The following is a 12603-nucleotide window of genomic DNA, read 5'->3' as shown; positions in this document are numbered from 1 at the left end:
TAGATTTTCAAGCCTATAAGCCGGGGCTATGAACAGAAAAGGAGGTCTCCACGCACTTTCTCCTTTTGTGTTCGCTTGGCAAGGGGCTAAAAAAGGAACTGACCGCTTCTACGTATGATCGGATTATCTCTTCCATTCCAAAAGAAAGGTTTTATGTCAGTTCTTCAACTTGTATTTATATATATTTTTTATTGTTTTCTTTCAATATTATCCATTTTTCAGTTGTAAGATGTAAATTTCATTAATACATATAAATTAATAATATTTGGAATGGGTATCTGCGCAGGATTCTCCTTTTAGGAAACTTATTGTACAATAGAAACAAGGGGGAGATTAGATTGAAGGCAAGTCTTTTACAAGAACAAAGCTTACGTTTGGCCATGACACAAGAGTTAAGACAAGCGATTACAATGCTCCAATATAATGTGCAGGAATTATCGGAGTTTTTGTATGAGCAATCGTTAGAGAATCCCCTTATTGAGTTAGGTGGCTTTGAGAGGGAGAAGAAAAAGAGCTCAAGCAAAAGTAAAAGTACAAGCAAACAAGTTAATAATCAAATGGAAATTTACAGTGTGGATTCGACAACGATTCAGCAACACTTATTAGATCAAATACAGTATTATAAAATAGATGAAGAGCAGCGAAAAGCAGCTTCTTTCATCATTATGAACATGGATGAGAATGGTTATTTACAAGAAACCAATGAAGAATTAGCAGAACTACTTGCAGCACATATTGATGTAGTGGACTGTTCTATGGAGCTTGTCCAGTCATTAGAGCCAGCAGGGGTGGGAGCGCGTAATATTCAGGAGTGTCTATCACTTCAATTGAAGCGCTTACAAAAACGGGATGAGCTGGCAGAAATGATTGTGGATGAACATTTCGTGTATTTTGTTAAGAAAGATTGGCGGAAACTTATCCATGTTATGAAATGTAATAATGAAGAATTACAATCAGCTGTTGATTGTATTACATCGCTTCAGCCAAAACCAGGGCTTGCGTTTAGCTCTGAAAAACCGCTTTATATTGTTCCTGATATGGCTGTTAAAAAAGACGGCGATCGTCTCGTTTTACAAATGAATGAACGTAACATGCCAAGGATTGAAATTCATTCAGAGTATAGTGCACTTCTTCATAATAGTGAAAGTGAGGTTGCTTCTTATGTATCTGAGAAGTATCAGCATGTGCAGTGGATTATGCGCAGTTTAAAGCAACGGAAACAAACGCTTTTGCAAGTGATGGAAATCATTATGAAGAAACAACGTGATTTCTTTTGGCAGGGGCCAGAGTACTTAAAACCACTCTCCTTAAAAGAAGTAGCTGAAGAACTAAGTGTACATGAATCTACAATTAGCCGTGCTACCCGTAATAAATATGTACAAACGCCGCACGGATTGTTTGAAATGAAGTCATTTTTTAGTAACGCAGTGGTTACAACAGAAGATGAGGCTGTTTCTACAAAGCGTGTTAAACAATTGATGCAAGCGCTTGTAGAAAAAGAAAACAAGAAAAAACCACTTTCAGATCAAAAAATTTCAAAATTGTTAGAAGAAGAGCATGAAATCGTTATTTCAAGAAGAACGGTTGCGAAATATCGAGAACAAATGAATATTCCTGCTTCTTCTCTTCGAAAAACAATTGGATAGGTGAAGAAGATGAAGGTTGTTTTATATACGAAAACGGATTGTGGCCTTTGTGAGAAGGCAAAACAGCTGTTGAAAGAAGTGCAACATGAATATTCTTTTGAAATCGAGGAAATAGATATATATGAAGATGATGAGCTTTTAGAAAAGTATCAAATTATGATTCCTGTTGTGGAAATTGACGGAAAACAGGCGGAATGCGGTGTCATTCACAAAGATGTCATAATAAACTATATAAAGAATGCAGTTAAGAGTTGAATAAGTTTCTATCTCCTGTTACAATAATAAACGTAGCAGGGATTATTTTTTTAAACCTAGTGGGACGTAAAATGTCACTATGGGACACAAAGTGACCACGAGGGAAAATGAACCGATGCAGTGAGGAGAAAAGATATGCGCTCATGGATTCAAAATACAAAAAAATTATTACCTGATCTGCTACCTGTTATGCAAACGAGAATGCAAATTCTTCAGCACATTCGTCTCATGCAGCCGATTGGCAGAAGAAATTTATCTGCAAGTCTTGGTATGACAGAACGAGTATTGCGAAGTGAAGTACAAGTTTTGAAAGAACAAAACTTAGTTCACGTCGCCTCTTCTGGAATGACTTTAACAGAAGAAGGAACAACTGTGGTTCTTGCTTTGGAAGACTTTATGAAAGAAATTTCCGGGTTAAAGGTTTTAGAAAAACAACTTAAGGAAACATTAGACTTGGATGAAGTTTTCGTTGTCCCTGGTGATAGTGATGAATCACCTTGGGTCAAACTGGAGATGGGCCGTGCTTGTGTGACTTGTATAAAAGACCGTCTGACAGCGAATAATATCGTTGCTGTGGCTGGAGGAACAACGCTAGCTGCTGCTGCGGACATGATGCAACTAGATTGCAAAGATTTACATATGCTATTTGTCCCAGCGCGTGGTGGAATTGGAGAAGGTGTCGAATTAGAGGCCAATACCATTTGTGCGAAGATGGCACAAAATACGATGAGTAATTATCGCTTATTGTATGTTCCAGACCATGTAAGTAGCGAAGCATATGCGTCTATTGTGACAGAGCCTTCCGTGAAAGAAGTTCTTGAGTTGATTCGATCTTCCAATATCGTCATTCATGGAATTGGTGATGCGTTAACAATGGCACGGCGCAGAAATACTTCAGAAGCAGATTGGATGAAAATTAAAGCAAGTGAAGCAGTCGGCGAGGCCTTCGGTTATTATTTCAATGAACAAGGTAATGTCGTTCATAAAGTACAAACAGTAGGTATGCAACTGAAAGATTTACAACACGTATCTCACGTTGTTGCGGTCGCTGGAGGATCTTCAAAAGCAAAAGCAATACAGGCTGTAATTAAACAAGGGCACACTTCGATTCTAATTACAGATGAAGGTGCAGCGAAACAATTAACAAAGGGTATTACCCTTTAATATAATCCCCCAAGGAGGAAATTCAAATGACTAAAATTGGTATTAATGGATTTGGACGTATCGGACGTAACGTATTCCGCGCAGCTCTTAACAACCCAGAGGTAGAAGTAGTAGCAATCAACGACTTAACAGACGCTAAAACTTTAGCTCACCTTTTAAAATATGACACAGTTCACGGAACTTTAAATGCAGAAGTATCTGCTAACGAAAGCAGCATCGTTGTTAACGGTAAAGAAATTAAAGTTATCGCTGAGCGTGACCCAGCTCAATTACCATGGAGCGACTACGGAGTAGAAATCGTAGTAGAATCTACTGGACGTTTCACTAAAAAAGCAGACGCTGAAAAACACTTAGGTGGATCAGTTAAAAAAGTTATCATCTCTGCACCAGCTTCTGACGAAGATATCACTGTTGTTATGGGTGTTAACCACGAACAATACGATGCAGCTAGCCACAACGTAGTATCTAACGCTTCTTGTACTACAAACTGCTTAGCTCCATTCGCTAAAGTATTAAACGAAAAATTCGGCGTAAAACGCGGAATGATGACAACAATTCACTCTTACACTAACGACCAACAAATCTTAGACTTACCACACAAAGATTTACGTCGTGCTCGTGCAGCAGCTGAAAACATGATCCCAACATCTACTGGTGCAGCTAAAGCTGTAGCATTAGTATTACCAGAACTTAAAGGTAAATTAAACGGTGGCGCAGTACGTGTTCCAACTGCTAACGTTTCTCTTGTTGACTTAGTTGTTGAACTTGACAAGGAAGTAACAGTGGAAGAGATCAATGCAGCATTCAAAGCAGCTGCTGAAGGCGAATTAAAAGGTATCCTTGGATACAGCGAAGAGCCATTAGTATCTATCGACTATAACGGATGCACAAACTCTTCTACAATCGATGCATTATCTACAATGGTAATGGAAGGTAACATGGTTAAAGTACTTTCTTGGTACGATAACGAAACTGGTTACTCTAACCGTGTAGTAGACTTAGCTGCATACATGACTTCTAAAGGTCTTTAATTCTTAAGTTTATAAGTTCTCAATGACAAAACGAGGGAGAGGGTTTGTTCCCTCTCTCTCTTCTTTCGTTTTAGAAGCAAATGTGATAAGCTTTTGAATGGGTTTTGTCAATCCTAACTAGTCGGAGGGAAATCCAATGAACAAAAAATCAATTCGTGACGTAGATTTAAAAGGTAAACGAGTATTTTGCCGCGTTGACTTCAACGTACCTATGAAAGAGGGCAAAATTACAGACGAGACCCGTATTCGTGCAGCTCTTCCTACAATTCAATATTTAGTAGAGCAAGGTGCGAAAGTAATTTTAGCAAGCCATTTAGCTCGTCCAAAAGGACAAGTAGTAGAAGAAATGCGTCTTACTCCAGTAGCAGCACGTTTAGGTGAGCTTCTTGGTAAAGACGTGAAAAAAGCAGACGAAGCATTCGGACCAGCTGTGCAAGAAATGGTTGCAGCAATGAACGAAGGCGACGTATTAGTTCTTGAAAACGTACGTTTCTATGCGGGTGAAGAAAAGAACGATGCAGAACTAGCGAAAGAATTTGCAGCTCTTGCTGATCTATTCGTTAACGATGCATTCGGTGCAGCTCACCGTGCTCATGCTTCTACTGCAGGTATTGCAGACTACCTACCAGCAGTATCTGGTTTCCTAATGGAAAAAGAGTTAGAAGTATTAGGTAAAGCACTTTCTAACCCAGAACGCCCATTTACAGCAATTATCGGTGGTGCGAAAGTAAAAGATAAAATCGGTGTAATTCGTCATCTATTAGACAAAGTAGATAACCTAATTATCGGTGGTGGCCTTGCTTACACATTCGTAAAAGCATTAGGACATGAAATCGGACAATCTCTATGTGAAAATGACAAAATTGACTTAGCAAAAGAGTTTATGGAACTTGCAAAAGAAAAGGGCGTAAACTTCTATATGCCAGTTGATGTTGTAATTACAGAAGAGTTCTCTGAAACTGCAACAACAAAAGTTGTAGGTATCGATGCAATTCCTGAAACTTGGGAAGGCGTGGATATCGGACCGAAAACAAGTGAAATTTATGCTGATGTAATTAAAAACTCTAAGCTTGTTGTATGGAACGGACCAATGGGTGTATTTGAAATGACTCCATTTGCAGAAGGTACAAAAGCAGTAGGACAAGCATTAGCAGATGCAGAAGGTACATACTCTGTTATCGGCGGTGGTGACTCTGCAGCAGCTGTTGAAAAATTCGGTATGGCTGACAAAATGAGCCACATTTCTACTGGCGGCGGTGCGTCATTAGAATTTATGGAAGGTAAAGAACTTCCAGGTGTAGTTTGTCTTAACGACAAATAAGTAGCAGCCAAAGAAAAAGGACGGTGCAAAGCATGCGTAAACCAATTATCGCAGGTAACTGGAAAATGAATAAAACTTTATCTGAAGCAGTTAGCTTCGTAGAGGAAGTAAAAGGTCAAATCCCAGCAGCTTCAGCTGTTGATGCAGTAGTTTGCTCTCCAGCTCTTTTCTTAGAGCGCTTAGTAGCGGCAACTGAAGGAACGGACTTAAAAGTAGGTGCACAAAACATGCACTTCGAAAAAAATGGTGCATTCACTGGCGAAATTAGCCCAGTAGCACTTAGCGATTTAAAAGTGAGCTACGTAGTACTTGGCCACTCTGAGCGTCGTGAAATGTTTGCTGAAACAGACGAAACAGTAAACAAAAAGACTCTTGCAGCATTTGAACATGGTTTAACACCAATCGTTTGCTGTGGTGAAACTTTAGAAGAGCGCGAAAGCGGAAAAACATTTGATCTAGTAGCAGGTCAAGTGACAAAAGCACTTGCAGGTTTAACAGAAGAGCAAGTGAAAGCTACTGTTATCGCATATGAGCCAATTTGGGCGATCGGTACAGGCAAATCTTCTTCTTCTGCAGATGCAAACGAAGTATGTGCGCACATCCGTAAAGTTGTTGCAGAAGCTGTTTCTCCAGCAGCTGCAGAAGCTGTTCGTATTCAATACGGCGGTAGCGTAAAACCAGAAAACATTAAAGAATACATGGCACAATCTGACATCGACGGCGCTTTAGTTGGCGGTGCTAGCTTAGAGCCTGCTTCCTTCTTAGGTCTTCTGGGGGCGGTAAAATGAGAAAGCCAACAGCTTTAATCATTCTTGACGGTTTCGGACTACGTGAAGAAACTTACGGGAATGCTGTAGCACAAGCTAAGAAACCTAATTTTGATGGTTACTGGAACAAGTTCCCTCACACAACGCTTACAGCATGTGGCGAGGCAGTGGGTCTTCCAGAAGGTCAAATGGGTAACTCTGAGGTTGGTCACTTAAATATCGGTGCTGGCCGCGTAGTATATCAAAGCTTAACACGTGTGAACGTTGCAATTCGTGAAGGTGAGTTCGATAAGAACGAAACATTCCAAAATGCAATTAAAAGCGTAAAAGAAAAAGGTACAGCTCTTCATTTATTCGGTTTACTTTCTGATGGTGGTGTGCACAGTCACATGAACCATATGTTTGCTCTTCTTCGCTTAGCAGCAAAAGAAGGCGTGGAGAAAGTATACATCCATGCATTCTTAGATGGCCGCGATGTTGGACCACAAACAGCAAAAGGTTATATCGATGCAACAAATGAAGTAATTAAAGAAACAGGAGTAGGCCAATTCGCAACAATCTCTGGTCGTTATTACTCCATGGACCGTGACAAGCGTTGGGATCGCGTTGAAAAATGTTACCGTGCTATGGTGAATGGCGAAGGACCTACTTATAAATCAGCACATCAATGCGTAGAGGACTCTTATGCAAATGGTATCTATGATGAATTCGTATTGCCATCTGTAATTGTTAATGAAGATGAAACGCCAGTTGCAACAATCAATGATGATGATGCAGTTATCTTCTATAACTTCCGTCCAGACCGCGCAATTCAAATTGCACGTGTATTTACAAATGAAGACTTCCGTGAGTTCGATCGTGGTGAAAAAGTACCTCACATTCCAGAATTCGTTTGTATGACACACTTTAGTGAAACAGTAGATGGTTACGTGGCATTCAAGCCAATGAACCTTGATAACACATTAGGTGAAGTTGTTGCGCAAGCGGGATTAAAACAACTTCGCATCGCGGAAACTGAAAAGTATCCGCACGTTACATTCTTCTTTAGCGGTGGTCGTGAGGCTGAATTCCCAGGAGAAGAGCGTATCTTAATTAACTCACCTAAGGTTGCAACTTATGACTTGAAACCTGAAATGAGCATTTACGAAGTAACCGACGCTTTAGTAAATGAAATCGAAAATGATAAACATGATGTTATCATTCTTAACTTTGCAAACTGTGATATGGTTGGCCATTCTGGGATGATGGAACCAACAATTAAAGCAGTAGAAGCAACTGACGAATGTTTAGGAAAAGTTGTAGAAGCGATTCTTGCAAAAGATGGTGTAGCACTTATTACTGCTGACCATGGTAATGCTGATCAAGAGTTAACTCCTGACGGTGGGCCAATGACAGCTCATACAACGAACCCGGTTCCTTTCATCGTTACGAAAAATGATGTTGAATTACGTGAAGATGGCATCTTAGGAGATATCGCTCCAACAATGCTTACACTTCTAAATGTTGAACAACCGAAAGAAATGACAGGTAAAACAATTATTAAATAATTAAATTGCACATATAAAAGGAGAGAAAATATTATGTCAACAATTATTGATGTTTATGCTCGCGAAGTCCTAGACTCTCGTGGTAACCCAACTGTAGAAGTAGAAGTTTACACAGAAAGTGGCGCATTCGGACGCGCTATCGTACCAAGTGGTGCATCTACTGGTGAGCACGAAGCAGTAGAATTACGTGACGGTGACAAATCTCGTTACCTTGGTAAAGGTGTTGTTAACGCAGTAAACAACGTTAACGAAATTATCGCTCCAGAAATCGTTGGTTTCGACGTAACTGATCAAGCTGGTATCGACAACGCTATGATCGAATTAGATGGCACTCCAAACAAAGGTAAATTAGGCGCTAACGCTATCCTTGGTGTATCTATGGCAGTAGCTCACGCAGCAGCTGACTTTGTAGGTCTTCCATTATACCGTTACCTTGGTGGATTCAATGCAAAACAATTACCAACTCCAATGATGAACATCATCAACGGTGGTTCTCACGCTGATAACAACGTTGACTTCCAAGAGTTCATGATCTTACCAGTTGGTGCTCCAACATTCAAAGAATCAATCCGTATGGGTGCTGAAGTATTCCATGCATTAAAAGCTGTATTACATGACAAAGGTCTTAACACTGCAGTAGGTGACGAAGGTGGATTCGCTCCAAACCTTGGTTCTAACCGTGAAGCATTAGAAGTAATCATCGAAGCTATCGAAAAAGCTGGTTACAAAGCTGGCGAGAACGTATTCTTAGGAATGGACGTTGCTTCTTCTGAGTTCTACAACAAAGAAACTGGTAAATACGATCTTACAGGCGAAGGCCGCAGCATGACTTCTGCAGAAATGGTTGATTTCTACGAAGGTCTTTGCAACGACTTCCCAATCATCTCTATCGAAGATGGTTTAGACGAAAACGACTGGGATGGCCACAAATTATTAACTGACCGTCTTGGCAAAAAAGTTCAATTAGTTGGTGACGATTTATTCGTAACGAACACTCAAAAACTTGCTGAAGGTATCGAAAAAGGTATCTCTAACTCAATCTTAATTAAAGTTAACCAAATCGGTACTTTAACTGAGACTTTCGAAGCAATCGAAATGGCTAAACGTGCTGGTTACACAGCAGTTGTATCTCACCGTTCTGGTGAAACTGAAGATGCTACAATCGCTGACATCGCAGTTGCAACGAATGCTGGCCAAATCAAAACTGGTTCTATGAGCCGTACTGACCGTATTGCTAAGTACAACCAATTATTACGCATCGAAGACGAACTAGGCGAAATCGCTGTTTACGATGGTTTAAAATCTTTCTATAACTTAAAAAAATAATTTAAATGTAGTTTTTAATTGTTTAAATTAAGTGATAAAAAACCTCCTATTTATGATAGGAGGTTTTTTTATATGTTTGTAATGCATGTGAGTTAACATCAATAAAATAATTTAATATAATGAACCTGTGATATAAATAGAAAATGTTTAATCAAGAGAGGAAATGGGGTAATGAGAATGGTTAAACTGACTACAGCGATAGATAATGAAGAATCTAATGAAATTACAGAATGGTTAGAAAAATACATCTTTCCAATTGATTTTCTGGAAGACTGCTACTTTGATGTAAACACCATTTTATATTCAGTCAATTTAGCCAAACATCATACAATAGTATGTTCAGTTGTTCATAATTCCGAACCCGCCACTTTTTCTCCAGAAGAGCTAAACGCAGCTGTATTAGAAGGGTGTAGAAAAACAGGACTAAATGAAGGGTGTTACTATTTTAACGTTAATGTTCATGATAATATTGCAAGGGTAGTAGAGAGTATTGGATCATATAGCTTAAAGAGAGCAGAAAAGAACTATGCGCTATTCCCATTGTATTACCTATTAACAGAAAACAGAGCAGTTGAAGGTGGCACAAGTTATACGGGGCTTATTGGAAGAAATAAAGATTGGATGCTAACAATTGAATTTGCAACGAAGATAAATTTCATAGTACATGGGAGTAAAGAATTTTGTGATGTAGTATATCAGGCATTATATAAAAAGGACACTAGGTAACGTATTAGTGTTCTTTTTATGTTTTTTAGGAAAAATTTTTAGGGATATTGTGAACTTGATTCGTATATTTAAAGAAATCTATATGAGGATATTTCTTTTTTAAAATAGTAAATCCTGAAAATCAGAAAATATAAACTTTTTATTTTAGGTCAATGCTTTTGACGTAAATTCCGCTCGGAAACCCAGTCATACCAAGGGTGTAAGCGTATAACATATGTCATTTTTGTTGTCAAGTTGATAAATTGCAGCTTTTTACAATTTATACTATGATAAGAATAGAAAACAGAAGATCGTATAAACATGAGGGATGATGAACATGAAGTTTACTAAGATTATTGTCCAAGTTGTAGCTCTGTACGTGTTTTACATGATTGGAACATGGGTGCAAGAAATGTTGAATATTCCAATTCCAGGTAGTTTGATTGGCTTATTTTTGTTGCTTATTTTACTTAGCATGAAGGTTCTTCCTGTGAAATGGTTTGATTTAGGAGCAGAAACACTCGTTGCTATTATGCCGTTTTTATTGATTCCGCCAACGATTGGCTTAATGAATTACGGTGCTTTTTTTATGAGTAAAGGAATTTCTCTTTTCATTACAATTGTAGCGAGTACATTTTTAATTATTATTGTCGCAGGACATACAGGACAATACCTTGCGAATAGAAAGGAAAAAGAATCGCGATGAGCCAAATATTAATCGGAATTGGTTGGGTTATTCTTACATTGTTATTATATCAATTATCTAAAAAGATTTATAAAGTATTGCCAACACCATTTACCATTCCAATGCTTGTAGCAACAGCATTAATGATTGTCTTATTACTTGTGCTGGATATACCATATCAACAATACATGCAGAGTGGTGGGGGCTGGATTTCAAAACTGCTTGGTCCAGGGGTGGTAGCATTTGCTATTCCACTATATAAACAGCGTCATGTGTTGCAAAAATATATTGTACCGATTGCGGGTGGTGTATTAGTCGGAACAACAGTTGCGATTGCAAGTGACTTAGTGATTGCAACGCTTATGGGAACAGATAAAAGCTTAATTTTATCTTCTTTACCAAAATCCGTAACAATGCCAGTTGCAATGAGTGTATCTGAGCAGGTTGGCGGCGTTCCATCTTTAACAGCAGCATTCGTTGTTGTTGCAGGGATTACAGGAACAATTACAGGTCCGCTTTTATTGAAATGGAGCCGCGTTACAAACTCTGTTGGTAAAGGGATTGGTTTTGGATGTGCATCACATATTATGGGTGTGATGAGAGCGATGAAAAACAATGAACATGAAGGTGTTATTGGATCGGTAACAATGACATTGACGGCTATTTTAACTTGTCTGCTTGGACCGCTATTTGCAACCATGTTTATGTAATAGATGAAAGCGAGAGCAATAGGAACAGCTCTCGCTTTTCTGTTGGATTTGTGCTACAGTTAAATTAACTGAATCTTTGTAGGAGGTACGCCAGGTGCATACGTTATTATCAGTTTTACTTATTATTGTATCGATTTTAATGATTGTTATGGTACTTATGCAGTCTAGTAATAGTTCAGGCCTTTCAGGTGCTATTTCAGGCGGTGCAGAGCAATTATTTGGTAAGCAAAAAGCACGCGGAATTGAAGCGGTATTAAACCGTATTACAGTTGTTTTAGCTGTACTATTCTTTGCACTAACAATTGGAGTTACGTACTTAAGCATATAAGTAAAGGTCTTGCTTTTTGACAGATATGAAAAAAGAAGAAGCGTTAGCGGATTCGCGCTAATGGTTCTTCTTTTTTTGTCTCATTTGTATTTCATTATTCGCAAAAAGTTTCTAATTAGATTATGGAAATGGAACTATGGTAAACTAAGGATAGAAACAATACGACTAGATTATAGAAGAGAAAGAGGAGAAGAAGATGATGAAATTAGCATCTCCGAAACCATTTACATTTGAAGGTGGAGACCGTGCTGTTTTATTACTACATGGATTCACGGGAAATTCAGCTGATGTACGTATGCTCGGGCGTTTTTTAGAGAAAAAAGGCTATACTTGCCACGCCCCAATTTATAAAGGTCATGGTGTACCGCCAGAACAACTTGTTCGTACAGGTCCTGAAGACTGGTGGAAAGATGCTATGGCTGCGTATCAACATTTGAAGGATCAAGGATATGAGAAGATTGCGGCTGTTGGACTATCACTGGGCGGTGTATTCTCGTTAAAACTTGCTTATACATTACCGATTTTAGGTGTTGTACCAATGTGTGCGCCAATGTACATTAAGAGCGAAGAAATTATGTACCAAGGTATATTGGCATACGCACGTGAATATAAAAAACGTGAGCAGAAATCACCAGAGCAAATTGCAGAAGAAATGATGGAATTTAAAAAGACACCAATGAATACATTAAAAGCATTACAAGATTTAATTCGTGACGTACGCAATAATGTTGATATGATTTATGCTCCAACATTTGTTGTACAAGCACGCCATGATGAAATGATTAATACAGACAGTGCAAACATTATCTATAATGGTGTAGAGTCCACGTTAAAAGAAATTAAGTGGTATGAAGATTCTACGCATGTTATTACGCTTGATAAACAACGTGATGAGCTACACGAGGATGTATATAACTTCTTGGAGCAACTAGATTGGTAAGATCTAGTTGCCTCTTTTTTTCATGAGGTATTAAAACCATTCTTTTTAGGGTGGAAGAGAGGGTCCATCGATGGATAGAAGTGGTCAGTGCCTTTTTTCGCCCCATGCTGTGTGAGAACAGAAGGAGAGAATGAGTGGAGGGCTTCTTTTATAGACGCAACGTAGGTTCCTGTAAATC

General features: G+C 38.7%; 13 protein-coding genes. All 13 read left to right on the top strand.

The annotated features are described in order from the left end of the window. Positions 1–338 precede the first annotated feature (338 nt). The gene (rpoN, locus tag C564_RS0109015) at positions 339–1646 is read left to right on the top strand and encodes an RNA polymerase factor sigma-54 (RefSeq protein WP_018765090.1); all 1308 of its coding nucleotides are present in this window, start codon (positions 339–341) and stop codon (positions 1644–1646) included. 9 nt (positions 1647–1655) lie between these two features. Further along, positions 1656–1901, top strand: a complete 246-nt coding sequence (locus tag C564_RS0109010; RefSeq protein ID WP_018765089.1) for a glutaredoxin family protein — start codon at positions 1656–1658, stop codon at positions 1899–1901. A 135-nt stretch (positions 1902–2036) separates the two neighbouring features. Beyond that, positions 2037–3065, top strand: coding sequence for a gapA transcriptional regulator CggR (gene cggR, locus C564_RS0109005; protein ID WP_018765088.1), 1029 nt, complete (start codon positions 2037–2039; stop codon positions 3063–3065). Positions 3066–3091: 26 nt separating this feature from the next. Next, positions 3092–4096, top strand: coding sequence for a type I glyceraldehyde-3-phosphate dehydrogenase (gap, locus tag C564_RS0109000; protein ID WP_006096526.1), 1005 nt, complete (start codon positions 3092–3094; stop codon positions 4094–4096). Positions 4097–4232: 136 nt separating this feature from the next. Next, positions 4233–5417, top strand: coding sequence for a phosphoglycerate kinase (locus C564_RS0108995; RefSeq protein ID WP_018765087.1), 1185 nt, complete (start codon positions 4233–4235; stop codon positions 5415–5417). A gap of 32 nt (positions 5418–5449) precedes the next feature. Beyond that, positions 5450–6205 (top strand): triose-phosphate isomerase, encoded by a 756-nt coding sequence (gene tpiA, locus C564_RS0108990; RefSeq protein WP_003201936.1) that lies wholly within the window; start codon positions 5450–5452, stop codon positions 6203–6205. Next, the gene (gene gpmI / locus C564_RS0108985) at positions 6202–7731 is read left to right on the top strand and encodes a 2,3-bisphosphoglycerate-independent phosphoglycerate mutase (RefSeq protein WP_018765086.1); all 1530 of its coding nucleotides are present in this window, start codon (positions 6202–6204) and stop codon (positions 7729–7731) included. Before tpiA ends, gpmI begins: the two co-directional genes overlap by 4 nt. A 33-nt stretch (positions 7732–7764) precedes the next feature. Next, positions 7765–9057: a phosphopyruvate hydratase gene (gene eno / locus C564_RS0108980; protein WP_003201939.1), complete on the top strand. Its 1293-nt coding sequence runs from the start codon at positions 7765–7767 to the stop codon at positions 9055–9057. Positions 9058–9234: 177 nt separating this feature from the next. Further along, complete coding sequence (locus C564_RS0108975) at positions 9235–9783, top strand: hypothetical protein (RefSeq protein ID WP_018765085.1); 549 nt, start codon at positions 9235–9237, stop codon at positions 9781–9783. Positions 9784–10099: 316 nt separating this feature from the next. Beyond that, positions 10100–10468, top strand: coding sequence for a CidA/LrgA family holin-like protein (locus C564_RS0108970; protein WP_018765084.1), 369 nt, complete (start codon positions 10100–10102; stop codon positions 10466–10468). Beyond that, positions 10465–11157 (top strand): LrgB family protein, encoded by a 693-nt coding sequence (locus C564_RS0108965; protein WP_018765083.1) that lies wholly within the window; start codon positions 10465–10467, stop codon positions 11155–11157. The genes C564_RS0108970 and C564_RS0108965 overlap by 4 nt, the downstream gene beginning before the upstream one ends. A gap of 94 nt (positions 11158–11251) precedes the next feature. Further along, positions 11252–11485, top strand: a complete 234-nt coding sequence (gene secG / locus C564_RS0108960; RefSeq protein WP_003201945.1) for a preprotein translocase subunit SecG — start codon at positions 11252–11254, stop codon at positions 11483–11485. A gap of 199 nt (positions 11486–11684) precedes the next feature. After that, entirely contained in the window at positions 11685–12425 is a 741-nt protein-coding gene (locus C564_RS0108955) for an alpha/beta hydrolase (RefSeq protein WP_018765082.1), read from the top strand. The last annotated feature ends 178 nt before the right edge of the window (positions 12426–12603 follow it).

This window comes from Bacillus sp. 105MF, assembly GCF_000374885.1.
GTDB lineage: Bacteria > Bacillota > Bacilli > Bacillales > Bacillaceae_G > Bacillus_A > Bacillus_A pseudomycoides.
This window is presented reverse-complemented; position numbering and strand designations above follow the sequence as displayed.

Excerpts from the sequence above, each read along its gene's own strand:
- C564_RS0109010 (WP_018765089.1), top strand. The coding sequence starts at position 1,656 with ATGAAGGTTGTTTTATATACGAAAACGGATTGTGGCCTTTGTGAGAAG.
- cggR (WP_018765088.1), top strand. The coding sequence starts at position 2,037 with ATGCGCTCATGGATTCAAAATACAAAAAAATTATTACCTGATCTGCTA.
- gap (WP_006096526.1), top strand. The coding sequence starts at position 3,092 with ATGACTAAAATTGGTATTAATGGATTTGGACGTATCGGACGTAACGTA.
- C564_RS0108995 (WP_018765087.1), top strand. The coding sequence starts at position 4,233 with ATGAACAAAAAATCAATTCGTGACGTAGATTTAAAAGGTAAACGAGTA.
- tpiA (WP_003201936.1), top strand. The coding sequence starts at position 5,450 with ATGCGTAAACCAATTATCGCAGGTAACTGGAAAATGAATAAAACTTTA.
- gpmI (WP_018765086.1), top strand. The coding sequence starts at position 6,202 with ATGAGAAAGCCAACAGCTTTAATCATTCTTGACGGTTTCGGACTACGT.
- eno (WP_003201939.1), top strand. The coding sequence starts at position 7,765 with ATGTCAACAATTATTGATGTTTATGCTCGCGAAGTCCTAGACTCTCGT.
- C564_RS0108975 (WP_018765085.1), top strand. The coding sequence starts at position 9,235 with ATGGTTAAACTGACTACAGCGATAGATAATGAAGAATCTAATGAAATT.
- C564_RS0108970 (WP_018765084.1), top strand. The coding sequence starts at position 10,100 with ATGAAGTTTACTAAGATTATTGTCCAAGTTGTAGCTCTGTACGTGTTT.
- C564_RS0108965 (WP_018765083.1), top strand. The coding sequence starts at position 10,465 with ATGAGCCAAATATTAATCGGAATTGGTTGGGTTATTCTTACATTGTTA.
- C564_RS0108955 (WP_018765082.1), top strand. The coding sequence starts at position 11,685 with ATGAAATTAGCATCTCCGAAACCATTTACATTTGAAGGTGGAGACCGT.